The organism is Peteryoungia wuzhouensis (assembly GCF_003205195.1).
Taxonomy (GTDB): Bacteria; Pseudomonadota; Alphaproteobacteria; order Rhizobiales; family Rhizobiaceae; genus Allorhizobium; species Allorhizobium wuzhouense.
In genome coordinates, this window is record NZ_QJRY01000004.1 from 165,813 (window position 1) to 189,405 (window position 23,593).

The following is a 23,593-nucleotide window of genomic DNA, read 5'->3' on the forward strand; positions in this document are numbered from 1 at the left end:
GACCATCCATGTTCATCCTCTCCCTGACCTATGTGAAGCCGATCGAGGAGGCGGACCGTTTCATGGCTGCGCATATGGACTGGGTCAATGCCGGCTATGAGCGCGGCATGTTCCTGGCGTCAGGTCGGAAGAACCCACGGACCGGCGGCGTTGTGCTCGCCAAGGGTGACCGTGCGGAAATCGGCGCCTATGTCGCGGCCGATCCTTTCACGGTCGAGGGTGTCGCAGTGTATGACGTCACGGAGATCACGGTGACGCGGACGGCCGAGGGCTTGGCCCTGATGAAGGACTGACGGCAGGCGCCAGGCCGCGCTGGCGTCCCCGCCTTGCCGCGCAATACGCGTGAATCAGGTGCGCTGGCCGGCGAGTTCTTCCGACAGCTTCGAGACAATCTCCTGGGCTTCATGGTCGGCCGGATAGACCTCGAGATACCGTTCCCAGGCGTGCAGGGCGCCTTCCTTGCTTCCGCGTTCGGTCAGGATCCCGGCGAGGCCGGCGATCGCGCCGAAATGGCGGGGCTCGAGTTCCAGCACCTTCTCGATGTCCGAGACCGACTTCTTGTAATTGCCCATGGTGAAATGCAGCGTGGCGCGCTGGTTCCAGGCGCCGACGAAATCGGGCTTGAGGGTAATCGCCTGGTCGACGAAATCGAGTGCTGCGGCATTGCGCTTCTCGGCGGCGGCCTTGGCGGACCATTGCATCAGAAGATCGACCGTCGGGCTTTTCGATTCGCTCCAAGCTGTCATGGCGGCGTTGGCAATGACGCGGGCGGCGTCCGGATTGCGCTCGCGCTTGAGCCGGGCCAGCATCTCTTCAATGCTTTCGGGCTGCGGTGCGGCGAGCGGGACCTGTTCGATGGCTGACTGTGCCGGCGGCGCGACGGTCGCGGCAGGGGGCGTCGGCTGCTCCAGCGCCGGCGGGCCCGGCATCGGCTGCTGCGGCATTGGCTGCTGCGGAATGGGCTGGTCTGGCGCCTGTGCCGCCGCATGGCCCGAGACGACCACAGCAGACAGGAACAGGAGGCTCGGGGCGAGTCGCAAAGAAAAACGGCGCATAAAGGGAAGGTAGTCCCTCAGCGCCGTCTTTCAAATTCAAATCTGCGATATCAACACGCCATTTGATGGCGGGTAACCTGCATGGCAACCAGACCCTTGCGGATCCGGGAGACCTCAGCCCTGGCGGGCCTTGAAGCGCGGGTTTGCCTTGTTGATGATGTAGACGCGACCCTTGCGGCGAACCAGACGGTTGTCGCGATGACGGGCCTTAAGCGCTTTCAGCGAGTTCTTGATCTTCATTTTTCTGGTCCACAACGATTGTCGGGGAATGTGTCATTCACCCACTGTCTGAAACAATCAAAAGCGCGCCGCCGGGCGCGCCCTTGAAGAGTTGGCGGCAATTAGCCCGAGGGAGGCCCGCCTGTCAACCGGTCCGGCGGCATTTGCCCCGCCGAAAAGGCTAAAAAACCCGGCTTATCAGTCCCGGAAAGGCAGGATTTCCGTCACATGGCCCATCTTTCTGCCAGGACGGGCTTCCGTCTTTCCATAGAGATGGACGAGCACGTTCGGCCTGGCGAGCCAGCCGGGGACAGAATCGATGTCGTCGCCGATCAGATTCGTCATCACGCAATCGGAATGCCGGACGGGGTCGCCAAGCGTGAGGCCGGCGACGGCGCGGATGTGCTGTTCGAACTGCGAGACGATGCAGGCAGCCTCCGTCCAGTGGCCGGAATTGTGGACGCGCGGCGCGATCTCGTTGGCGATCAGCTGTCCGTCTTCGAGCACGAAGAACTCCATGCCGACGACGCCGACGTAAGCCAGGCCATCCAGCAGCTTGGTCGCTGCTTCCCGGGCGGCTGTCGCCGTTTCCGGCGTGATCGCGGCGGGCTGGGTCGAGGTGTGCAGGATGCCGTTCCGATGAACGTTTTCCGTCGGGTCGTAACAACGCACCTGGCCGTCGAGGCTGCGGGCGGCGATGATCGAGATTTCGCGCACGAAAGGCACGAAGCTTTCGAGGATCAGCGGCACGGAGCCTAGCGCCGCATAGGCGCCGTCGGCTGCGTCACCCTTGCGGAAGACTTTCTGGCCCTTGCCGTCGTAACCGAGCCGGCAGGTCTTCAACACGCCTTCACCGCCGAAATCGGCAAGGGCTGCCTCCAGTTCGGCCTGGCTATTGACGGCATGGAAGCGCGCGGTCTCGATGCCTGAGGCATTGAGGAAACGTTTTTCCGTCAGGCGGTCCTGGGCGACTTCCAGCGCCTTCGGCGGCGGATAGACCGGGACGCTTCGTGCCAGATGTTCGGCAGCCGAGACGGGGACGTTTTCGAATTCATAGGTGACGACGTCGCAGAGGGAAGCCAGTTCACCAAGCGCTGACGGATCGTCATAAGCTGCGGTGATCTGCCGGTTGGCGACCTGCGCTGCCGGGCTGTCGGCCTGCGGTTCGAGGATCACCGTGCGGAAGTTCAGGCGGGCAGCCGCCATGGCCAGCATGCGGCCGAGCTGGCCGCCGCCGATGATGCCGATCGTGCGAACGGTCATGGGGTCTCGTCCATGGGGTATTCGGCAACGGCTGCCGCCTGGCGGGCGATCCAGTCATCAAGGCGGTCGGTGAGTTCTTCGTCATGCAGGGCGAGAACGCGCGCCGCAAGCAGGGCGGCATTGACCGCGCCGGCACGACCGATGGCGAGTGTGCCGACCGGAATGCCCGCCGGCATCTGGACGATGGAATAGAGGCTGTCGAGGCCGGACATGGATTTCGACTGGACCGGCACGCCGAAGACCGGCAGGGGCGACAGCGAGGCCACCATGCCGGGCAGATGGGCCGCACCGCCGGCGCCGGCGATGATCACCTGGAAGCCTTCGTCGCGTGCGCCCTTGGCAAAGGCATACATCCGGTCGGGCGTGCGATGTGCCGAAACGATGCGCGCCTCGTAGGAAACACCGAGCGCATCGAGCGTGTCTGCGGCGTTTTTCATGGTTTCCCAGTCGGACTGGCTTCCCATGATGATGGCGACGGGCGGGCAGTCAGCTGTCATGCTCACGTCCTTCTGGCTCAGGCAATGATGTCGGGAATGATCTGGTCCTCGAGCGCGGTGATCCGGTCCTTGAGTGCCAGTTTCTTCTTCTTCATCCGCTGGATTCTGAGGGCTTCACAGCCGGTCGCGATCATCGCATTGATTGCCGCGTCGTAGTCCTCGTGCTCCTGGCGAAGCCGCGCCAGCGAGAGCCGGATGTCAGCCTGTTCCTGATCGGCCATCTTGTTCCCCATCTTCGCCCTGTGGCTCACCGTTTAAGGATGGCCGTTGGATTCGCGCAAGCTCCTATCATCAAATACCGGTAACGGGAAGTTATCCTTGTCCCTCATTTTCAGGGGTCGAAATCACGAAATCGCCTTCGACAAACCGCATTTCTCGTGTCACATTACTTTCGTAAAGCCTGAAACTCCAGCGGATGAGGGCTGGAGGTAGGCGACAAGGAAGGACGTATCAAATGACCATACAGGCTCATCTTGACTCGCTGCAGAAGAAGCATGGTGCACTGGAAGACCAGCTCCATGACGCGCTGGCATCCCCCTCCGTCGACGACCGGCAGATCGCCGAACTGAAGCGTCTGAAACTGCGCCTCAAAGATGAAATGGAGCGCCTGAGGGCGTCCACCCGCCACTAACCTTCCATGCCGGCTGCGCCGGGATCCAATTGCCCCTGCGGCCTCCCAGAGATCCCGATGTATTCATGAAGCAGCCCTACCATTCCCCCGCCCCGGAGTTCCCAAGGACTTCGGGGCTTTTCTTTGCCTGGATTTCAGGGAAAAGGAGGTGTGGTCAGGACCAGAACTGGTCGAGCCAGATGTTCATGCGGTCGAAGCCCGGCTTTCTTACGCTGTAGAAGCGGCGGGTTCCCTCGGCGGTCACCTCGACAAGCCCGGCATCGAGCAGGGCCTTCAGGTGCTGGGAGACGGCGGGACGGCTGATCGGTAGGCGGCTTGCCAGATCGTTCACGGTTTTCGCGCCCCGGCGCAGATCCTCAAGGATATGCCGCCGGTTCGGGTCTGCGATCGCCGTGAAAGGATCCGCGTTCGTCATGGGCGAACGTTATGTCAAAGGCCGGCATCCGGCAAGCGCCGATGTGCGGTGCAGCAAGGGAAGGAGACTACAGACCCGTGAGGCCTGTGCTGCCGTCGTAGAAGAGTTTCGCGCCGGCGATCAGGACCATGCCATACATCAGGGGATAGAAGATCTTCGGCTTCATGTAGTGAACCACCTTGGCGCCGATCAGCGTGGAGACGAGCGCCACGGGGAGCAGCATGGCCGACAAGGTGAGATTGGTGCTGTCGAGTTCGCCGAGAGCGAAATAAGGGATGACCTTGATGGCGTTGAGGATGGCGAAGAAGCGGGTCGACATGCCGGTATAGGTCTTCGGATCGAGCTTCAGCGGCAGGGTGTAGACCTGGAAGGGCGGGCCGCCGGCATGGGCGACGAAGCTGGAATAACCGGCGAGCGCGCCCCAGAAGGAACCCGCAACGGGACGTTCCGGTGCCGCCGGCTTTTCGACGCCATCCCGGCTGGCATAACTTTCGATGAAATAGCGGAGCGCGAAGATCAGCGAGATGCCGCCCAGAACGAGGCGCATGGCATTCGGCGAGACGAGCGTCGACGTCGCCCAGCCGAGAATGATGCCGATGATGGCGCCCGGCAGCATGACGAAGAGCGTTGCCCGGTTGTTGTGGCGGCGCCAGGCCCAGAGCGCGACCGCGTCCATCACCAGGAGGATCGGCAAGAAGATCGCGGCGGCCTGCATGGGCGGCACGGCGATCGCCAGCAGGGGAACCCCGATCAGGGCGAAAGCCCCTCCAAGCCCTCCTTTGGACAGGCCGACCAGGGCGACAGCGGGAATGGCGACGGCATAGAAGTTCGGGTCTGTCAGCATTGATCGGTTGATCCTTTCGGAAGAGCGGTCTATCGGATTTATCGAGATAAAACGAGGACGAATTCCGCTGTCGTGGAAATGTCCCGCAAACGGATATAGCCGCATGACCGAAGACCGCTGCCGCCTCGTCCTCATCGTCCCTGACATTGCCGATCCGGCGATGCGCTGCGAAACGGTGGCCAATGCGCTGCGCGGCGGAGACGTGGCCTCCGTCATCATCCCGCAATACGGGCTGGATGACGGCGAGTTCCAGAAACATGCCGAATTGCTCGTGCCTGTGATCCAGGAGGCGGGGGCTGCGGCGCTCATCGTCGATAACAGCCGTGTCGCCGGTCGGGTCAAGGCCGATGGCCTGCATATCACCGGCAATGCCGAAGCCTTGGCCGAGGCCGTGGAGAAACACCAGCCGAAGCTCATCGTCGGCGGTGGCAATGCCATGGATCGGCATCATGCGCTCGAGGTCGGCGAGACGCAGCCGGACTATATCTTCTTTGGCAAGCTTGATGGCGACATCAAGCCGGAAGCGCATTCGAAGAATGTCGCGCTCGGCGAATGGTGGTCGGCGATGATCGAGATCCCGGCGATCGTCATGGGCGGCGCTGACCCGTCGTCTGCCGTGGTCGTTGCCGAAGCCGGCGTGGAATTCGTCGCCCTCGGCAAGGCGGTCTTCGAAGACCCGGCCAATGCTGCGACGATCGTTGCGCGGGTGAATGCCGAGCTTGACGAAAAAGCGCCACGGTTTGCGGATTGAACCGCGGGATGCGCCAATCTTTCACGTCCCGCAGCCTGATTCTTGCCATACTGACCGGGGCCTGCCTTGCGGCGGGCACGCCGGTGATGGCGCAGGAGAGCGAGGACGGTGTGGCGATCGGCGATGCGCCGGCCATTCTGCCTGCCAATCCTTCCGATGCAGGCGATATCGATCGCGGCAAGCGCGACGACAGCGCCACTGGCGATGCAACGACGCTCGACCGTGCTGGCAAAAACGCGGCCCCGCCACCGGTCAAAGGCGGCAAGGTGACCGCCGGCGCCAAGGGTGACGACGCGCTTCAAGGCATCAACATCTATCTGCGCATGGGCGCTCCGCTGCCGGATCTGCCGCCGGAAAAGCCTTTCACCGGTGAAGCGGACGAGGCTTACGGCGCATTCCAGCGTGGGCTGTTCCTGACCGCCGTCGACAAGGCCCTGCCGCGTGCGCAACTCGGCGATCCGGCCGCCCAGACGCTGCTTGCCGAGATCATGTCGCGCGGGCTCGGCGTGAAGCGTGACCCGAAGGGCGCCGCCTTCTGGTATGCCCAGGCAGCCCAGGGCGGCGATACGTCCGCCATGTTCAAATATGCCCTGCTCCTGATGGAAGGCCGCGAGGTCGAGCGCGACAAGGCCAAGGCCGACGACTACATGAAGAAGGCCGCCGATGGCGGCAACGGGTCGGCGCAGTTCAACTGGGCGCAGATCCTGGTTTCGCAAAATCCGGGTGTGCGCGGGTTGACGCTTGCCATGCCCTATTACGAAAAGGCGGCGGAGCAGGGGATTGCCGATGCGCAATATGCCCTGGCCCAGATCTATTCCGTGCTGAAGGACGTGCCGCCGGGCAAGAAGAAGCGTACCCGCGAATGGATGGAGCGCGCCGCCAAGGCGGGGTTCGATACCGCACAGCTCGACATGGGCCTGTGGCTGGTCAATGGCGTCAACGGCCCGCGCGACTACGAGGCGGGCTATCGTTGGCTGTCGATTGCCGCCAAGCGCGGCAATGTGGTGGCACAGAACCGGCTGGCGCATGTCTATATCAATGCGCTCGGGACCGCCCCCAATCCGGTCGAGGCGGCCAAGTGGTATGTTCTGTCACGCCGTGCGGGTCTGAAGGATCCGACACTCGAAGACTTCTATCTCGGCCTGAACGAAGAGCAGCAGAAGCAGGCGATCGATCGCGCCAACCGGTTCCGTCGGAGCTGAGGCGCGTGCCGCACGCCTGTGCCTTGAGGGGAGGGCACCGTGCATGGATCTCGTCGACCTGTTTCAGCGGATCGGGCTTGCAATCGCGATCGGCGCGGCAGTTGGTGTGGAGAGACACTGGCGTGACCGCGCCGAACCGGAAGGCGCGCGCACAGCGGGTATCCGTACCTTTACGCTGATCGGCATGACCGGCGGACTGGCCGGGCTTCTGGAGACTGCGATCGGCGGCACACCCGCACCTGGACTGATCGTTGCCGCCTTCCTTCTTTCCTTGACCGTGGTGATGTTGCGCTTCGCGCTGATCCAGGCGCGCGCCGAACACAGCGTCAGCGCGACGACCGTGATTGCCGCCATCACGACTTTCGCACTCGGCGCACTCGCCGTGCTGGGGGATACGGTCATCGCGTCCGCAGGCGGTGCGGCGATTGTCACCGTGCTTGCCAGCCGTGAATTCCTGCACGGGGCCATCCGGCGTTTGACCTGGGTGGAGTTGCGCTCAGCGGTGGTTCTCCTGGCAATGAGCTTCGTCTTGCTGCCGCTGATCCCGGCGACACCCTATGGTCCTTTCGGAGGCGTGTCGCCGCGCAGTCTTTTGATCCTGGTGATCCTGCTCGCCTCGGTCTCCTTCATTGGTTACGTCGCGGTGCGCCTGCTCGGCAGCGGTCAGGGTTATCTAGTGGCTGGCGCTGTCGGCGGCCTCGTGTCATCGACCGCAACGACGGTCACGTTTGCGCGGCAGAGCGTTTCCGGCATGCCGGCCCAGGCTGCGGCCGGTGGTGCAGTTGCCGCCGGGGCCGTGTCGCTGGTGCGCACAGGGCTTCTGGTCGCGGCACTGGCCCCCTCGCTCGTTTCCGCCTTGCTGCCGCCGCTCCTGGTTTCCGGCGGTGTGATGATGGCCTGTGCGGTTCTTTTCATCCGTCGTGACGTCTCGCATGCAGGGGCAGAGCCGCCTGCCAACCCGTTCGAGCTGATACAGGTGGTGAAGATGGCGCTCCTGATCACCGTAGTCGCGTTCGTCGCCCGCGCATCGAGCCAGATCTTCGGTGACGGGGGGCTTTATGTGGTTTCCGCACTGTCGGCGCTCGCCGATGTCGATGCAGCGACTGTGACCGTCGCTGGCATGGCGGCGCAACTCACGACAGCCGTTGCCATCAATGCGATCGGTATCGCGGTCGCAGCCAATCTCTTGGCAAAGGTCGCCTATGGTGCGGCGACCGGCAGCCGGTCTTTCCTGCTGATGCTCGCCCTGGCGACCACCCTTGCCATCGCGGCCGGGCTCATCGCGGCGTTCGTGGCGCAGCTGCCTTGACCCCGTTGCAGGGCGATCGGCGGCTTTGCCCCTTGAATTCCGGCGTTATTTGTGGTCTTGAACCCGCCAATCGCCGCGCTCTCGCGTGCTGCATCCTCGCCGCTCTCCGGCGACCATCCAATCTTAAGGAATACGCTCTATGGCCCGCTCCGCCCTTCTCAACGTCATGGTCCAGGCCGCGCTCAAGGCCGGCAAGTCGCTGGCGCGCGATTTCGGCGAAGTGCAGAACCTGCAGGTCTCGGTGAAGGGCCCGGGCGACTTCGTTTCGCAGGCCGATTTCCGCGCCGAGAAGATCGTGCGCGAGGAACTGCTGAAGGCCCGTCCGACCTATGGCTTCCTCGGTGAGGAAAGCGAAGAGATCAAGGGCACCGACGGCGCGCATCGCTGGATCGTCGACCCGCTCGACGGCACGACCAACTTCCTGCACGGCATTCCGCAGTTCGCCGTCTCGATTGCGCTCGAGCGCAATGGCGAGATCGTTGCGGGCGTGATCTTCAATCCGGCGACCGATGAACTCTACACCTCGGAAAAGGGCGGTGGCGCGTTCCTCAACGATCGCCGCATCCGCGTTGGCGCCCGCAAGGTGCTGTCCGATTGCGTCATCGGCTGCGGCGTGCCGCATCTCGGCCGTGGTCAGCATGGCAAGTTCCTCGTCGAACTGCGCCACGTGATGAATGAAGTTTCCGGCGTGCGTCGCATGGGGGCGGCAGCCCTCGACCTCGCCTATGTCGCGGCCGGCCGCCTGGACGGCTTCTGGGAAGCCCAGTTGAACGCCTGGGACATCGCAGCCGGCGTGCTGCTGATCAAGGAGGCCGGCGGCTTCGTCTCGGACATGAAGGGCGCCCAGGAGATGTTCGAGAACGGCACCGTGCTGGCCGGCAACGAATATATCCGCAAGGCCCTGGAAGAGGTCGTGAACCGTCCGGTGCCGCAGACCTGATCCGAGACCAGCATCGGTCGGCACGCGTCAGGGTGGTGAAATTCCCCTGACGCTTCGGCTTCAATTCGTCTCAATTTTCCACTAGCCTTCGCTTCAAGATTCTTCGGAGGACGTGCTTATTATGGCGAAAGTGAAGGTGGAGGACCTGGAAGTCGGGGTGACCCGTCCGGGAGACTACGGTCAGAAACTCTCCAGCCCGATGCCCTTCTTCACGACAATGGTCATTTTCCTGATCATCGTCTGTTTCATTGCAGCAATCCTCTATCGGCAGGCTCACGCGGCTTTCGTCACCAATCCCGGTCTGAACGGCCTGATCCTCGGTGTCCTCGCCGTCGGCATCATCCTGGTGTTCAACCATGTCTGGGCGTTGCGCCCGGAAGTTCGTTGGTTCAACAATTTCCGCGCCGCCGGCGACAATGCGGAGCGGGTCGGGCGCGATCCTAGGCTGCTCGCACCGATGCGCGCCTTGATCGGCGGACGCCGGTCGATGGCGATCTCAACGACCGCGCTTCGCTCGATCCTCGATTCCATCGGCACGCGTCTCGACGAATCCCGCGATACCACGCGTTATCTCATCGGCCTTCTCGTCTTTCTCGGCCTGCTCGGCACCTTCTGGGGTCTGCTCGGCACGATCGGTTCGATCAATGACGTCATCCAGTCGCTCGATCCGGCATCCGGCGACAGCAACGACGTGCTGCAGGCGCTGAAATCGGGGCTTACCGCGCCGCTCCAGGGCATGGGCACGGCGTTTTCCTCCTCGCTTCTCGGCCTGTCCGGATCGCTGATCCTCGGCTTCCTCGACCTCCAGGCGGGACGTGCGCAGAACCGCTTTTACGTCGAACTGGAAAACTGGCTGTCGTCGGTGACGGATCTCGATTCCGAACGGCCTGTTGCTGTCGATGCCGACGGCGCGGTTGCGGCGGAAGACATCCGTTCGCTTGTCGCGGAGATCCAGAAGCTTGCCAATCGCGAGGGCGCTGCCGGCGGCGACCGTTCGGTGGCCGCCATTGCCGGCCTTGCCGAAGGCATTCAGGGTCTCGTCAAGAACATGCGCAACGAGCAGCAGATGCTGCGCGACTGGATCGAAGCGCAGCAGGAAGACGCCCGCGCCATGCGCAAGACGCTCGACCGGCTGAACGACAAGATCGGCGGGGCCAAGTAAATGGCGCTCGGGCGCAACCGGCGCAGGGAGCGCACCGTCGACTACTGGCCGGGCTTCGTAGACGCCCTGTCCACCCTGCTGCTCGCCATCATGTTCCTGCTCACGGTCTTCGTGCTGGCGCAGTTCATCCTCAGCCGCGAGATCTCCGGCAAGGACGAGGTGCTCAACCGGCTGAACAGCCAGATTGCCGAACTCACCAATCTTCTGGCGCTGGAGAAGAGCGGCAAGCAGGATCTCGAAGATACGCTTGCGGCCCTGCAGTCGTCACTCTCGATTTCGGAAAGCGAGCGTTCCCGGCTGCAGCAACTGCTCGACAGTGGGACTGGGTCTGCGGATGCGGCAAATGCGAAGGTCGGCCGGCTGAACGAGGAGCTGGTGGCGGAGAAGCAGGTCAGCGCCCGCGCCGCAAGCCAGATCGAATTGTTGAACCAGCAGATCGCGGCCCTTCGCGCCCAGATCGCGGCTGTCGAAGAGGCGCTGCAGGCATCAGAAGCCAAAGACCAGTCATCGCAGGCAAAGATTGCCGATCTCGGCCGGCGGTTGAACGTGGCGCTTGCCCAGCGAGTGCAGGAGCTGAACCGCTATCGCTCGGACTTCTTCGGACGGTTGCGGGAGATCCTGTCGGATCGCGAAAACATCCGCATCGTCGGCGACCGTTTCGTCTTCCAGTCGGAAGTGCTTTTCCCCGTCGGCGGTGCGGAACTCGACGCTGCCGGGCAGGCGGAAATGGACAAGCTGGCTGCGGCCCTTCTCGAACTGGCGCAGGAAATCCCGGCCGAGATCAGCTGGGTCTTGCGGGTGGACGGCCACACCGACGCGTCGCCGCTCACCGGCACCGGTCGTTACCGCGACAACTGGGAGCTTTCCTCGGCGCGCGCGACCTCCGTGGTCAAGTATCTGATCTCGAAAGGTGTTCCCGCCAACCGGCTGGTTGCCGCCGGTTTTGGCGAGTTCCAGCCGATTGCCGAGGGGGATACGCCCGACGTGTTGTCCCAGAACAGACGTATCGAGCTGAAGCTCACCGAACGCTGAACAGCCTCAATCCGATCGGTCTTTGCCGTTCGGGTAACTTGCGCGGTGAGTTACGTGCGCGTAAAGGTAAGACGTGGCGCTTCGGGAGGGTGACATGCAGCAGTTCGACATCGTCGTGATCGGCGGCGGTTTGGCTGGCCTTGTGGCCGCAACCGAGGCTGTGGACCGAGGGCTCAAGGTCTGCGTGATCGATCAGGAGGGGCAACAGAATCTCGGCGGCCAGGCATTCTGGTCGCTCGGTGGGCTGTTCCTGATCAATAGCCCCGAACAGCGCCGCATGGGGATCCGCGACAGTCTGGACCTTGCCCGGCAGGACTGGTTCGGCTCGGCCGGTTTTGACCGGACGGAGGATTTCTGGCCGCGCCAATGGGCCGAAGCCTATCTGCAATTTGCCGCCGGAGAAAAGCGCTCCTGGCTGAAATCGCAGGGCATCAGCTGGTTTCCCGTCGTCGGCTGGGCGGAGCGGGGCGGCGCGCTTGCCGACGGTCACGGCAATTCCGTGCCGCGTTTCCATGTCACCTGGGGCACGGGGCCGGGAGTGATCGCCCCCTTCGTCAGGCGGGCGACAGTGGCGGCGGATGCCGGCAAACTCACCTTCCTCTTTCGTCATCAGGTGGACCGGCTTTCCGTGCGCAACGGGGTCGTGACCGGTTGCGTCGGCGTGGTGCTGGCAGGGGATGCCACGGTGCGCGGCGGCTCCAGTTCACGCAATGTCATTGGTGATTTCGAAGTTGCGGCTGATGCCGTTATCGTCGCCTCGGGTGGCATCGGCGGCAATCATGATCTCGTGCGCAAGAGCTGGCCGGTCGAACGGCTCGGTCCGGCACCCAAGGCCATGGTCGCCGGCGTGCCTGCCCATGTGGATGGCCGGATGCTGGCGATCACGCAGGCAGCCGGCGGCGAGATCATCAATGCCGACCGCATGTGGCACTATACCGAGGGCCTGAAGAACTGGGACCCGATCTGGCCGAACCACGGCATCCGCATTCTGCCCGGTCCGTCCTCCTTCTGGTGCGATGCCGAAGGCAACCGGTTTCGGCCACCCGCCATGCCGGGCTTCGATACGCTTGCGACGCTGAAGGCGATCCGGGCGCGGGGGCATGAATATTCCTGGTTCATCCTGAACAAGGCGATCATCAAAAAGGAATTTGCGCTTTCCGGCTCTGAACAAAATCCGGATCTGACGGGCAGGGACATTCCGTTGCTGCTCCAGCGGCTGGGCAAGAACCCGCCAGGTCCCGTTCAGGCCTTCATGGACAAGGGTGAGGATTTCGTCGTGCGCGACACGCTCGAAGATCTGGTCGTCGGCATGAACGAGCTTTCCGGTGAACATCGGCTGAGCGTGCACCACCTGCGAACCCAGATCGAAGCGCGGGATCGGGAGATCGGCAACCGCTTCTCCAAGGACGCCCAGGTGACGGCGATCCGGGGTGCGCGCAACTATCTTGGCGACAAACTGATGCGCACGGCGAAGCCGCACCGGCTGCTCGATCCCGCTGCCGGCCCGCTGATCGGCGTCAGGCTGCATATTCTCACCCGCAAGACGCTGGGGGGCTTGCATACCGATCTTGAGGGGCGCGTGCTCAACCGCGAAAACATGCCGGTGCCGGGGCTTTATGCGGCTGGCGAAGTCTCAGGCTTCGGCGGCGGCGGCATGCATGGCTACAACGCGCTCGAGGGCACGTTCCTCGGCGGCTGCCTGTTCTCCGGCCGGGTGGCGGGGCGCAATGCGGGGCGGTGAGGCCCCGTGATGTTGCCGGATGTCGTGGGCTTATTGGGCCGCTGCGGTAAAGTCGCGGCCACCCGTCTCGAATTGCAGGCGGGCGAGTTTGGCGTAGAGGCCGCCCTGCTGGATCAGGCTCTGGTGGGTGCCTTGCTCGACGATGCGGCCGTCATCCAGGACGAGGATGCGATCGGCCTTCAACACCGTTGCCAGGCGGTGGGCAATGACGATCGTGGTGCGGTCGCGCATCAGGCCATCAAGGGCTTTCTGGACCAGGGTTTCGCTTTCGGCGTCGAGTGCCGAGGTCGCTTCGTCGAGCAGCAGCAGCGGGGCGTTGCGCAGCAGCGCGCGGGCGATTGCGATGCGCTGGCGCTGGCCGCCCGACAGCGTGATGCCGCGTTCGCCGACCAGCGTGTCGAAGCCGTTCTCCTGCCGACCGATGAATTCGCTTGCCTGGGCGGCGTCTGCCGCCGCCTCGACCATGGCGCGGGTGGCGCCCGGCGTGCCGAAGGCGATGTTGTCGTGGATCGAAGAGGCGAAGATCGTCGTATCCTGCGGGACAATCGCGATGCGGGCGCGCACGGCCTGCGGGTCTGCCTCGCGAATATCGACGCCGTCGAGGCGGATGGTGCCGGAGGCCGGGTCATAGAAGCGCAGGATCAGCGAGAAGATCGTGCTCTTGCCGGCGCCCGAGGGGCCGACGATCGCCACCGTTTCGCCATGCGCGACGGAGAAGGAGAGGCCGTTCAGGGCGGACTTGGTCTTGGCCGAGGGATAGGAGAACTGCACCGATTCGAAGTCGATGCTGCCGCGCGCCGGTGTCGGCAGGGCGACCGGATTGGCCGGGGCTGCGATGTCAGGATGTTCGGCCAAGAGTTCATGCAGGCGTTCGGCGGCACCGGCTGCCTGGGACATCTCGCCCCAGACTTCCGAGAGCGTGCCGAGCGAGCCTGCGGCAATCAGCGAATAGAGCAGGAACTGGCCGAGCGTGCCGGCAGTCATGGTGCCGGCCAGAACGCTCTGGGCGCCATACCAGAGCACGCCGACGACGCTGCCGAAGACCAGCGAGATGGCGACGCCGGTCAGCAGCGCACGCGACTTGATGGCGGAACGGGCGGCCTCATAGGCGCTTTCGACAGCGGTCACATAGCGGCCGCGCGCGGCATCCTCGGCGTTGAAGGCCTGCAGCGTGCGGGCGGCCCCGATGACTTCGCCGGCATAGGAGGAGGCGTCGGCCAGCGTATCCTGGGCGGCACGCGAGCGCTTGCGCACCGAGCGCCCGAAGGCGACGAGCGGAAAGACGATGACGGGAATCGCCGCCAGCACCATGATCGACAGTTTCGGGCTGGTGGCGATCATCATCACCATGGCACCAAGGCAGAGGATGGAATTCCTGAGCGCCAGCGATGCCGTGGCGCCAACGGCGGATTTCAGCTGGGTGGTGTCGGCGGTCAGGCGCGAGACGATCTCGCCGGATTGGTTGATGTCAAAGAAGGACGGCGACAGGCGTGTCACATGGGTGAAGACATCGCTGCGCAGATCGGCCACGACACGTTCGCCGATGGTGATGACATAGTAATAGCGCAGGGCGCTTGCGACGGCGAGGACCAGCGCCATGACGATCATCATGGCGAAGTATTTGTTGATGAATTCGCTGTCGGAGGCGTTGAAGCCATGATCCAGCATGCGGCGGATGGCAATCGGCAGGGCAAGCGTTGTCACGGCCGCCAGACAGAGGAAGGCAAGCGCGCCGGCAACCAGACCCTTGTAGCGGGCGAGATAGGGAAAGAGGTCGGCAAGCGGTTTCAGGGAGCGGCGTTTCTTCTCGGTGTTTTCGGCTTCCACGGTCACTCTGTCATGCTCCTGCTTACACTTCACAAGGGCTGTCAGGCTTTGATGCCATGGCACTTGTTATCCCTGCGCCCTTCATGTATAGGCACGGCATCGAATTGGGAAGCCGTAGCCCATAGGACTGCGGCTTTGTCTATTGAATAGGTCCCGCTGACGCAATTGCGGCAAATGGACCCCACGGCACAGCAGGAACAAAGCGATGAAGGCTTCCATCCATCCCGACTACCACGTCATCAAGGTCGTCATGACCGATGGCACCGAATATGAGACTCGTTCGACCTGGGGTTCTGAAGGCGCGGTGATGAACCTCGAAATCGATCCGAAGTCGCACCCGGCCTGGACCGGCGGCAACCAGCAGATGCTGGACCGCGGCGGCCGCGTTTCGAAGTTCAACAAGCGTTTCGGCGGCCTCGGCCTCTAATCGTCTTGCACGATATGCATATGGAAAGCCCGGCCTTCGCGCCGGGCTTTTTCGTTCTGGAGCGATGAAAGCGACTCAGATGGCGGAGAGGCGGTCGGCGATTTCCTCAAGTGCGAGGTCGTGTTTTTCGGCCAGCGTAAGGCCGAAGCGCTCAAGCTTCGCGATGTTGTCGGGTGTGGCATCGTCCAGCGCATCGTTGACGCCCACCAGAGGCGCGTCCAGCCTGAAGTAATCCAGCGACTTTCGATTGTCCGTGGTGACCACAGTGGCACCGTCGGCAAACCGTGGCGGTTCGCTGTTGAGCAGCTTGTTGAGCTGGTAAGAGGTGGTGCTCGACTGTCCTTGCATCAGCACTGAGATCAGCGGCGTGTCGTTGGCCGGATTGATCCAGCCGCCGGCGCCCCAGCTCTTGGCCTGCTGGTAGGGGATCTTGCGGTTCGCCGATCCCGTACCGAGCGAGAGGATGACGATCTTGTCGCCATTGTCGCGCCAGCCGAGCTTGCTGCCCTCGACATAGGCGGCCATGGCCGGGTCGTTGGCAAAGACGCCGCCGTCGATCAAGGGGATTGCCGGGATCTGCCCATGGCTTTCCCTTGCCAGATCCTCGACCAGCGCCGGTTCGAAATAGGTGGGGGCGGCCGACGAGCCGCGCACGGCCTGCCATGCCAGAAAGCGCGCATTGTCCTGATCGGCATTGGTCATGAAAACCGCCCGGCGGGCATGGATGTCATAGGCGGTGATGAGGATCTTGGTCAGCGCGTCCCTGATTTCAGTTTTCTCGCCCAGCATCTGTCGCAGAATGGTTTCGAGCGCCTGCGCGTCGTACCGTTCCTCGAAGAGGCCGCCAAAATTGGCCAGCTTGCGGAACAGGCCGATGTCGAAGATCTGCGCGCCCTTCGTCTTGTAAAGGGCGAGCAGGGTTTCCGGATCGGCGGCTGCTTCCTTCGCTTTGCCCGGCTTGGGGCATGCCAAACCCGCCGCGATGATGGCGCCGGTCGACGTCCCGGCGATCATGTGAAAGTAGCGATGCAAAGGCAGCCGCTTGTCGCGTTTTTCGAGTTTCTGCTTGAGTACAGTCAAAACAGCAGCGGGGATCGTCCCCCGGATGCCGCCGCCGTCGATCGAAAGAATGAACTTGGTCATGTGCTCCTCCTCTTTTTTCGGAAGTGTCGCACAAACTCTAAAGTTGTAAATACACCTCGTGCAATCAATTCCGGTCAAGATGGCAGAAAAAAGCCGGCGCTGCAGAAGCAGGCCGGCTGGAAGGTGGTGCTGTCGCGGGCTGGTTCAGCCGGCGTTGAATGCGGTGCGCAGGAGGTTGAGCTGAGCCTGGACGCTGTTTTCGTTGTCCGGCAGGAACTCTTCTTCGGCAGGGCGGTAGATTTCGCGGTCGAGCAGGGCGATGCGGTTCTGCAGGCGCAGCGAGCGCTCGACGAGATCGCGGAAGGCTTCCGGCAGGTCGTTCCAGCCGGGTGCGTTGCGGTCGACGTTGAAGCCGTCCAGGCGAACCTTGCTCTTTTCCGAGAGAACCTGATCGCGGCTCATCTCGCCGTTGTTGACGGCGCGCTGCAGCAGCAGCCACGAGGCCATCTGCATCAGGCGGGTGGTCAGGCGCATGGATTCGGCGGCGTACAGAACCGAGGCCTGGCGCGGCAGGACCTTGGCGGCGGCGCGCCCCGGGCCATCGAGGAAGGCGGCCGTTTCTTCGACCAGCCCCATGCCCTCGGCATAGGTCGCCTTGAACTGGCTGGATGCTGCCGCACGACCGGCAAAGCTGACCGTATTCATACCGAGCTCAGACATGGATGTTTCCCTGTAAACGCATCACTATGGCATGTAACGAGAGCGATACGATCTTGTTCCTGCCCCATTTGGTGAGGCCACGATGCAATCATTACCCCAAATGCGCAAGGCGAAACTTAAGGAAGGGTTAATTCCCACAATTTTGCCACTGGCCTGAGCCTTAGGCAAAAAAAGAGCCGCAAATGCGGCTCTTAAGGTAAAACAGGGAGAAAATCAGACCATCGCCATGAGGTGAAACTGCCTGAGTCCAGAAGGTCTGGATGAACATAGTTTCCCTCAAAAGGCTTAACGCCAAGTAAACGAAACTGAGAAAAGTGGTTCTTTCCGGTGCGCAACTCGCCAAGGCGCAAGTGAAGACTGTCTATACTTTCGGGCCAAACAGGCTGTCGGCGGCTTTTCGGCTCGCATCCTTGCGGATGATCTCGGCTCTGATTCGGCCAATCTCATCTTCCAGCTGCGCGATTCGGTGGTGCAGTTCATCGGCGGATATCGCCGACAGATCGCAGCCGATCTGGTGGACCGTTGCCGGTTTGCGCGGTTCTTCTTCTGCGATCATGCGGTTGCTCCTTCCCGCTCTTCGGGCTCGTCATCATGTTCGGGCAGCGGCGCTGCACGCGGGTCGAGGCTGAGGCTTTCCGGCGTGCTGAGCGGGGAGGCGCTGATCGGCAGGTTCGGCATGTTTTCGCGGTCGACTGCCGGGATCGCAGCGCGCAGACGGCTGCGGTAGATCGCGTAGGCCGAGATCGAGAGATGGGCAAGGGCCGTCACGGTGAACAGCGAGTAGGGCCCGGCTGCGGTCATGACTGGACCGCCGAGCGTCGGGCCGATGATCGTGCCGACGCCGAACAGCAGCAGCAGGCCGCCGGAGACCTTCACGAACTCGTCCGGCTTGGCGAAGTCGTTCGCATGGGCGACCGCGATCGGGTAGAGGGCGTTTGCGGCGGCGCCATAGATGCCGACGAGAATGAAGATCCAGGTTGCGCTGGTCGGCTCGATGAAGACGAGGGCGACGGCGGCGAAAGCGGCGAGCGCCGAGAGGGCGGCCAGCACGTAGCGCCGATCGATGCGGTCTGAAAGCTTGCCGGCCGGGAACTGCATGATGGCGCCGAGAAAGATGGTGACCGAAAGCAGCGTGGCGATGGTCGCCGCGTCCAGTCCGACCCGGGTGCCGAAAACGGCACCCAGCGTGCCATAGGCGCCATTGGCGATGCCGATCAGCAGAATGCCGACACAGGAGACGGGCGAGTTGCGATAGATCAGCGGCAGATCGAGCTTCAGTGACTTCAGCGGCTGCGGCGAGGCTGCCGTGGACATGGTGGTCGGCATGACGGCGACGCCGTAGACGATACCGCAGATCATGAAGAGGATGGTGGTCGTGGGATCGAAGACGCCGACCAGCATCTGTCCACCGACGACGCCAATCAGGGTGATCGAGATGTAGAAGGAGAAGATTGCGCCGCGGCTTTCGTTCGTGGCGCGCTCGTTCAGCCAGCTTTCGATGATCATCGAGGTGCCGGCCGTGCAGAAGCCGGTGATCGCGCGCAGCACGATCCACCATTCCGCATCGATGATGATCCCGCTCAACAGTGCGATGACCGAAATCAGCGAGACGAAGGTGGAGAAGGCGCGCACATGGCCGACCCGCATGACGAGTTTCGGCGCGACGAAGCAGCCCAGCACGAAGCCTGTCGCCCAGGAGGTGCCGAGAAGACCGAGCACTTCGTTGGAATAACCTTCAGCCGCACCGCGCACCGGCAGCAGCAGACCATAAAGGCCATTGCCGAGAAACAGGAAGAGCGTGCCCAGAAGAAGGGCCATTACGGGCAGGAGATTGCGTCTCATGGTCTTTTTCATCGATCGGGGTTCGGGCGAGCCTGCAGTCTTCGGCACGGAACCATTATATTAGTCCCATCTTCCTACCGTTGTCTGAACACCCCGCCGGGCTTGCGGGAACAGTCTGTGGCGGGCAAAAGTGACAGCGTTGTGGCTGGTTGCGTGACAGGCCGACATTTAATGCCGGACAGCAAGGCTGTCCGGCCGCTTCGGTCGATGCGACAAGGAATGACGATGAACAAGGCCATATCCGCCTTTCTGCTGCTCGCCATGCTGATCCAGATCATCAAGCCGCTCGGCCTGCCCGGGCTCAAGCGCCGCGCAGATTTCTGGAAGCTGGCGGTGGTCGCCTTCGTCGCCTGGTCGGTGACGCTGCTGGTTCGTCCCTGAGGCTGTGTTATCCGCTGATCGCGCCGGCCTTCTCCGTCTGCCATTCCGGCAGGGGGAAAAGGCGGTCATAGGTCCAGTTGAACACGAAGGCATAGACCATGTAGAAAATCGCAAAAGCGATATCCATGACGAAAGCCTCCCGCAGGCCGATGCCGAGATACCAGGCGACAAAGGGCAGCAAGATCACGAGCAGTCCGAGCTCGAAGGCGACGGCATGGACCACGCGCATCGGCCAGGTCTTCAGCGTCGTGCCGGTCGACCGCACGAGCATGTGGTCGAAGCCGAGATTGTAAACATAGTTCCAGCCGGTCGCGAGCGTGGCACTCACCACGCCGACGACGCCGATGTCAGACGCCGGCATTGAAAACACCCAGCTGCCGATCGGCACGAGCAAGGCAAGGCCGATGAGTTCGAAACTGACAGCGTGGCGGATGCGGTCTGTCGCGGTGCGCATGTTGTTCCCTCCGGGAAAACCGGCGGGTCGTCCCGCAGTACAATCAGGCCCATGATGGGGAGGTCGTCCTCGGCGAGATATATAGGGAGAGAACGCTGAGGCGGCAAGCATTGACTGGCGCAAATTTCAGCAAAAGCCCAAGGATTGGGCGCTTTTGCCGGGGTGGTTGCCCTGGGGTTACAGATAAAGCTCTCCGCGCATGATCAGGACCGACGCTCCACTGATCTCGACCCGTTCGAAACGGCCGTCTCTCGTGGTCACGTCGAGGTGGATCAGGCTTCGGCGGCCCATTTCGACACCCTGTTCGACGAGAAGATGCCGTTCGGCTTGGTTGTCTCCCAGCGTGGTGAGGAAGGCGCCGAGTGCAGCCGAGGCGCTGCCGGTTGCAGGGTCTTCCGCGACATTGTCGAAGGGGGCGAACATGCGGGCGCGGACATGATCGGTGCCAACCCAGGTGTAGAGGAAGGTTGCGCAGTCGCAGTCTTCTGCGGCATGGGCCGTGCGCAGGGCGGCCAGCGGTTCCAGGCGCGCGGCGGCCATGGCGAGTGCCTCCAGATCCTTGACCTCAACCAGAATGAATTTGAGGCCGACGGAGGCGAAGATCGGCGCGTGGCGAGCCGTCTCGATCTGGTCGGGGCGAAGGCCAAGGCAGGGAGCGATTGCCTCCGGCATCACCGTTGCGCCGGTTGTGAGCGGGCCGGGGGCGCAGATCGTGGTGCCTGCCACCGAGCCGTCCGCGTTTCGGCGCACGGAAATTTTCACGAGGCCGGCTTTTTCCTCGAAGCGGATGTGATCGCCGACCGGTTTGCCGAAGATGCTGCCCGCTGTGGAAAGGACATGGGCCGTGCCGACATTGGGATGGCCGGCAAAGGGCACTTCGGTCACGGGTGTGAAAATGCGGACTTCCGCCGTGTTGGCTTCGTCCTTTGGCGGTCGCACGAAGGTCGTCTCCGAATAACCGAACTCGGCGGCGATCTGCTGCATGTCAGTGTCACTCAAGCCCCGCCCATCGGTGATGACGGCGAGCGGATTGCCGGCGAAACGGTTGTCCGTGAAGACGTCGACGGTGACGAAGGGAATGGTGCGAGAGGCGGTCGGCATGGCGGCTCCAGGAACATGTGCCACCCTGGATAAAACAAAAGCCCGGCACTCGGCCGGGCTTTCGTGTCCTGATGACAAGTTTGACGCGCTGCGTTTCCGAGCCTTCACTCGGCAGCGATAGCGCCGACCTTGTTCACGCTTGCCGCATAGATCTGCTCGATGGTCTTGGCGATGCTGGCGTTGAACTCCGCATCGCTCATCGATACCCGCAGCTGTTCGGCGAGCGCGCGCGAGAAGCTGGCGATCATGCCGTGGTTGCGGCTGAGCTTGTCGCAGGCGTCGATCGTGCTGTAGCCGCCGGAGAGAGCGACGACGCGGATGACGGCGTTGTGGGCGACCAGCGGAGCGTAGAAATCATCGACCGTCGGGATGGTCAGCTTCAGCATGACCTTTTCGCCCGACGGCAGCTTGTCGAGCTGGGCTGCGATCTCGTCGCGCAGGATCGCTTCGGCTTCCGCCTTGGTCGGGCTCTTGATCGAGACTTCCGGCTCGACGATCGGCACGAGACCCTGGCCGATGATCTGGCGGGCGACTTCGAACTGCTGCTTGACCACGGCGGCGATGCCGGCCTTGTCGGCATGGGCGATCACCGAGCGCATCTTGGTGCCGAAGATGCCCTTTTCGCGGCCACGGATCAGCAGCGCATCGAGATCGGGCATCGGCTTCATCAGCTGCACGCCGTTCTGTTCGTCCAGCAAGCCCTTGTCGATCTTGAGGAAGGGTACCACGCCGCGCTTTTCCCAGAGGAAGGTGGGAACGGGCTGGCCGTCGACATCGCCGTCCATGGTGCGCTCGAAGAGAATGGCGCCGATCACCTTGTCGCCGGAGAAGGCGGGTGCCTTCATGATGCGAACGCGCATGGCGTGGATCAGGCGGTACATCTCGTCGTCGCCGTTATAGTCGGTCTCGGAGACGCCGTAGAGACGCAATGCGCCGGGTGTCGAACCCCCACTCTGATCCAGCGCCGCGATGAAGCCGGGTGCCGAGGTGATCTTGTTCAACATTTTCGCGTCCACCATATTTCACTCCTATCCCTGAACATGGCGCCGTCGCGCCGGACTTTTGCTCTTGTGACAGACCGATACGGTCGTCCTGGTCATTCTCTGGCGTTGCGGCCGTTGAAGGCCGTGCTGCCTTCGGCGATAACAGAACTTCCGGGGCGGGAAAATGGTCGGCTAAGCTATTGAAACGATTGAAATCATTTCAATCGTTTGAAAATTCAAAAATGTTTAAAGTCATTTCAAGCGGCATGGAAATTGCTGTGTCCACGGTGTCCGGCTGGCTGTTTCGCCCGACGGAAGAACCCGTCCGAGGTCACGAGGTTCCGTCCCGGACATGCTAACATCGACGGGCCGGGCGCCCCAAGACATTGAGCATGAAAAAACCGCGTGCCCTGGGACACGCGGTTCATCTTGTTTGCCGCTGATCGGTCGCCGCGATCAGCCCTTGGTGAGGACCGCAACGCCGGGCAGTTCCTTGCCTTCCATCCATTCGAGGAAGGCGCCGCCCGCCGTCGAGACATAGGAGAAGTCGTCAGCGACTTCGGCGTGGTTCAGGGCCGAGACTGTGTCGCCGCCGCCGGCGACGGAAACCAGCTTGCCGGCCCTGGTCTGTGCGGCGGCATGTTCGGCGGCCGATACGGTCGCCTTGTCGAAGGGCGCGATTTCGAAGGCGCCGAGCGGGCCGTTCCAGACCAGCGTCGCGGCCTTCTCGATCCAGCCATTGATCAGTTCGACCGACTTCGGGCCGACGTCGAGCATCATGGCATCGGCAGGAATGGCGTTGATGTCGACCGTTTCATTGGCGGCATTGGCCTTGAACTCGCGGGCAACGACGCCGTCGACCGGCAGCACGATCGCGCAGCCGGCGGTCTTGGCGGTTTCCATGATCGCGCGGGCGGTGTCGGCGAGGTCATGCTCGCAGAGCGACTTGCCGACATCGATGCCCTGGGCGGCAATGAAGGTGTTGGCCATGCCGCCGCCGATGACCAGCGCGTCGACCTTGGTCACGAGGTTGGACAAGAGGTCGATCTTGGTCGAGACCTTGGCGCCGCCGACGATGGCCACGACCGGGCGCTGCGGCTGACCGAGCCCCTTTTCAAGGGCTTCCAGTTCGGCCTGCATGGTGCGGCCGGCATAGGCGGGCAGGTGGTGTGCGAGGCCCTCGGTCGAGGCATGCGCACGATGCGCGGCCGAGAAGGCGTCGTTGACATAGATGTCGCCGTTCTTCGCGAGTTCGGCGGTGAAGCCGGCATCGTTCTTCTCTTCCCCCTTGTGGAAGCGGGTGTTTTCCAGAAGCAGGATGTCGCCGTTCTCCATCTTGGCGATGGCGTCGGCGGCGGGCGCTCCGATGCAGTCCGATGCAAAGGCGACGCGCTGGTCGAGAACCTCTTCCACGGCCGGGGCGATCAGCGACAGCGACTGATCGGCAACCGGTTCACCCTTGGGGCGGCCGAAATGCGCCAGCAGGATGACCTTGGCGCCCTTGTCCGACAATTCCTTGATCGTCGGTGCGACGCGCTCGATGCGGGTCGTGTCGGACACCTTGCCGTCCGTGACGGGCACGTTGAGGTCGACGCGGACAAGCACGCGCTTGCCTGCGATGTCGGTGAGGTCGTCGAGGGTCTTGAAAGCCGGCATGGATCTACCCGTCTTGAATGCTGTTGAATGGGGCTGACGGGCCGGACCTTACACCGCC

The 23,593-nt window shown here is 62.9% G+C and carries 27 protein-coding genes; 11 read left to right on the plus strand and 16 right to left on the minus strand.

The window, feature by feature from the left end:
* The first annotated feature begins 8 nt into the window (after window positions 1–8).
* Window positions 9–293: a YciI family protein gene (locus DMY87_RS12300; RefSeq protein ID WP_110791682.1), complete on the plus strand. Its 285-nt coding sequence runs from the start codon at window positions 9–11 to the stop codon at window positions 291–293.
* 54 nt (window positions 294–347) lie between these two features.
* On the opposite strand, the gene DMY87_RS12305 is transcribed toward DMY87_RS12300, so the two are convergent.
* The 5 genes from DMY87_RS12305 to DMY87_RS12325 all read right to left on the minus strand — a co-directional run bounded on the left by DMY87_RS12305 (window position 348) and on the right by DMY87_RS12325 (window position 3,255).
* The gene (locus tag DMY87_RS12305) at window positions 348–1,055 is read right to left on the minus strand and encodes a tetratricopeptide repeat protein (protein ID WP_110791684.1); all 708 of its coding nucleotides are present in this window, start codon (window positions 1,053–1,055) and stop codon (window positions 348–350) included.
* A 114-nt stretch (window positions 1,056–1,169) separates the two neighbouring features.
* The gene (gene ykgO, locus DMY87_RS12310; protein ID WP_062279996.1) at window positions 1,170–1,295 is read right to left on the minus strand and encodes a type B 50S ribosomal protein L36; all 126 of its coding nucleotides are present in this window, start codon (window positions 1,293–1,295) and stop codon (window positions 1,170–1,172) included.
* 177 nt (window positions 1,296–1,472) lie between these two features.
* The gene (locus DMY87_RS12315; RefSeq protein WP_110791685.1) at window positions 1,473–2,537 is read right to left on the minus strand and encodes a 5-(carboxyamino)imidazole ribonucleotide synthase; all 1,065 of its coding nucleotides are present in this window, start codon (window positions 2,535–2,537) and stop codon (window positions 1,473–1,475) included.
* Window positions 2,534–3,034 (minus strand): 5-(carboxyamino)imidazole ribonucleotide mutase, encoded by a 501-nt coding sequence (gene purE, locus DMY87_RS12320; RefSeq protein WP_110791687.1) that lies wholly within the window; start codon window positions 3,032–3,034, stop codon window positions 2,534–2,536. Before purE ends, DMY87_RS12315 begins: the two co-directional genes overlap by 4 nt.
* A gap of 17 nt (window positions 3,035–3,051) precedes the next feature.
* A complete protein-coding gene (locus DMY87_RS12325) occupies window positions 3,052–3,255 on the minus strand; it encodes a YdcH family protein (RefSeq protein ID WP_110792165.1) in 204 nt (67 codons plus the stop codon).
* 233 nt (window positions 3,256–3,488) lie between these two features.
* On the opposite strand from DMY87_RS12325, the gene DMY87_RS12330 reads away from it, so the two are divergent.
* Entirely contained in the window at window positions 3,489–3,665 is a 177-nt protein-coding gene (locus tag DMY87_RS12330; RefSeq protein ID WP_110791689.1) for a YdcH family protein, read from the plus strand.
* Between the two features lie 154 nt (window positions 3,666–3,819).
* Here the strand turns inward: DMY87_RS12330 and DMY87_RS12335 are convergent, their stop codons facing one another.
* Window positions 3,820–4,080, minus strand: a complete 261-nt coding sequence (locus DMY87_RS12335) for an ArsR/SmtB family transcription factor (RefSeq protein ID WP_110791690.1) — start codon at window positions 4,078–4,080, stop codon at window positions 3,820–3,822.
* 67 nt (window positions 4,081–4,147) lie between these two features.
* The gene (locus tag DMY87_RS12340; RefSeq protein ID WP_110791692.1) at window positions 4,148–4,924 is read right to left on the minus strand and encodes a sulfite exporter TauE/SafE family protein; all 777 of its coding nucleotides are present in this window, start codon (window positions 4,922–4,924) and stop codon (window positions 4,148–4,150) included.
* 103 nt (window positions 4,925–5,027) lie between these two features.
* On the opposite strand from DMY87_RS12340, the gene DMY87_RS12345 reads away from it, so the two are divergent.
* From DMY87_RS12345 to DMY87_RS12375, 7 genes are all read left to right on the plus strand, one after another.
* On the plus strand, window positions 5,028–5,675 hold the full coding sequence (locus DMY87_RS12345) for a thiamine phosphate synthase (protein ID WP_110791694.1): 648 nt from the start codon (window positions 5,028–5,030) through the stop codon (window positions 5,673–5,675).
* Between the two features lie 8 nt (window positions 5,676–5,683).
* On the plus strand, window positions 5,684–6,877 hold the full coding sequence (locus tag DMY87_RS12350) for a tetratricopeptide repeat protein (RefSeq protein ID WP_245408905.1): 1,194 nt from the start codon (window positions 5,684–5,686) through the stop codon (window positions 6,875–6,877).
* 43 nt (window positions 6,878–6,920) lie between these two features.
* Window positions 6,921–8,186, plus strand: coding sequence for an MgtC/SapB family protein (locus DMY87_RS12355; protein ID WP_110791695.1), 1,266 nt, complete (start codon window positions 6,921–6,923; stop codon window positions 8,184–8,186).
* 139 nt (window positions 8,187–8,325) lie between these two features.
* A complete protein-coding gene (locus DMY87_RS12360) occupies window positions 8,326–9,126 on the plus strand; it encodes an inositol monophosphatase family protein (protein ID WP_110791697.1) in 801 nt (266 codons plus the stop codon).
* A gap of 121 nt (window positions 9,127–9,247) precedes the next feature.
* Window positions 9,248–10,288 carry a flagellar motor protein MotA gene (locus DMY87_RS12365; RefSeq protein ID WP_110791698.1) on the plus strand — a complete coding sequence of 347 codons (1,041 nt, stop codon included), beginning with the start codon at window positions 9,248–9,250 and terminating at the stop codon, window positions 10,286–10,288.
* Window positions 10,289–11,320: a peptidoglycan -binding protein gene (locus DMY87_RS12370; RefSeq protein WP_110791700.1), complete on the plus strand. Its 1,032-nt coding sequence runs from the start codon at window positions 10,289–10,291 to the stop codon at window positions 11,318–11,320.
* 94 nt (window positions 11,321–11,414) lie between these two features.
* Window positions 11,415–13,061, plus strand: coding sequence for an FAD-binding dehydrogenase (locus tag DMY87_RS12375; protein WP_110791702.1), 1,647 nt, complete (start codon window positions 11,415–11,417; stop codon window positions 13,059–13,061).
* A 30-nt stretch (window positions 13,062–13,091) separates the two neighbouring features.
* Here DMY87_RS12375 and DMY87_RS12380 read toward each other — a convergent pair whose 3' ends face one another.
* Window positions 13,092–14,894: an ABC transporter transmembrane domain-containing protein gene (locus tag DMY87_RS12380; protein ID WP_110791703.1), complete on the minus strand. Its 1,803-nt coding sequence runs from the start codon at window positions 14,892–14,894 to the stop codon at window positions 13,092–13,094.
* Window positions 14,895–15,093: 199 nt separating this feature from the next.
* Between DMY87_RS12380 and rpmE the strand changes: the two genes are divergently transcribed.
* Window positions 15,094–15,315 (plus strand): 50S ribosomal protein L31, encoded by a 222-nt coding sequence (gene rpmE, locus DMY87_RS12385; protein WP_110791705.1) that lies wholly within the window; start codon window positions 15,094–15,096, stop codon window positions 15,313–15,315.
* Between the two features lie 75 nt (window positions 15,316–15,390).
* Here rpmE and DMY87_RS12390 read toward each other — a convergent pair whose 3' ends face one another.
* From DMY87_RS12390 to DMY87_RS12405, 4 genes are all read right to left on the minus strand, one after another.
* Window positions 15,391–16,458, minus strand: a complete 1,068-nt coding sequence (locus tag DMY87_RS12390) for a patatin-like phospholipase family protein (RefSeq protein ID WP_110791707.1) — start codon at window positions 16,456–16,458, stop codon at window positions 15,391–15,393.
* Window positions 16,459–16,602: 144 nt separating this feature from the next.
* Window positions 16,603–17,118, minus strand: a complete 516-nt coding sequence (gene rcdA / locus DMY87_RS12395) for a protease adaptor protein RcdA (protein WP_110791709.1) — start codon at window positions 17,116–17,118, stop codon at window positions 16,603–16,605.
* Window positions 17,119–17,479: 361 nt separating this feature from the next.
* On the minus strand, window positions 17,480–17,674 hold the full coding sequence (locus DMY87_RS12400) for a DUF1192 domain-containing protein (protein WP_110791710.1): 195 nt from the start codon (window positions 17,672–17,674) through the stop codon (window positions 17,480–17,482).
* Window positions 17,671–18,960, minus strand: coding sequence for an MFS transporter (locus tag DMY87_RS12405; protein WP_110791712.1), 1,290 nt, complete (start codon window positions 18,958–18,960; stop codon window positions 17,671–17,673). The genes DMY87_RS12400 and DMY87_RS12405 overlap by 4 nt, the downstream gene beginning before the upstream one ends.
* A gap of 225 nt (window positions 18,961–19,185) precedes the next feature.
* Between DMY87_RS12405 and DMY87_RS24165 the strand changes: the two genes are divergently transcribed.
* Entirely contained in the window at window positions 19,186–19,341 is a 156-nt protein-coding gene (locus tag DMY87_RS24165; protein WP_165826216.1) for a hypothetical protein, read from the plus strand.
* 7 nt (window positions 19,342–19,348) lie between these two features.
* Here DMY87_RS24165 and DMY87_RS12410 read toward each other — a convergent pair whose 3' ends face one another.
* The 4 genes from DMY87_RS12410 to DMY87_RS12425 all read right to left on the minus strand — a co-directional run bounded on the left by DMY87_RS12410 (window position 19,349) and on the right by DMY87_RS12425 (window position 23,535).
* Complete coding sequence (locus DMY87_RS12410) at window positions 19,349–19,795, minus strand: PACE efflux transporter (RefSeq protein WP_110791714.1); 447 nt, start codon at window positions 19,793–19,795, stop codon at window positions 19,349–19,351.
* Window positions 19,796–19,972: 177 nt separating this feature from the next.
* Window positions 19,973–20,896: a PhzF family phenazine biosynthesis protein gene (locus tag DMY87_RS12415; protein ID WP_110791715.1), complete on the minus strand. Its 924-nt coding sequence runs from the start codon at window positions 20,894–20,896 to the stop codon at window positions 19,973–19,975.
* Between the two features lie 104 nt (window positions 20,897–21,000).
* Window positions 21,001–21,915, minus strand: a complete 915-nt coding sequence (locus DMY87_RS12420; protein ID WP_110791717.1) for a fructose bisphosphate aldolase — start codon at window positions 21,913–21,915, stop codon at window positions 21,001–21,003.
* Window positions 21,916–22,335: 420 nt separating this feature from the next.
* The gene (locus DMY87_RS12425) at window positions 22,336–23,535 is read right to left on the minus strand and encodes a phosphoglycerate kinase (protein ID WP_110791719.1); all 1,200 of its coding nucleotides are present in this window, start codon (window positions 23,533–23,535) and stop codon (window positions 22,336–22,338) included.
* Between the last annotated feature and the right edge of the window lie 58 nt (window positions 23,536–23,593).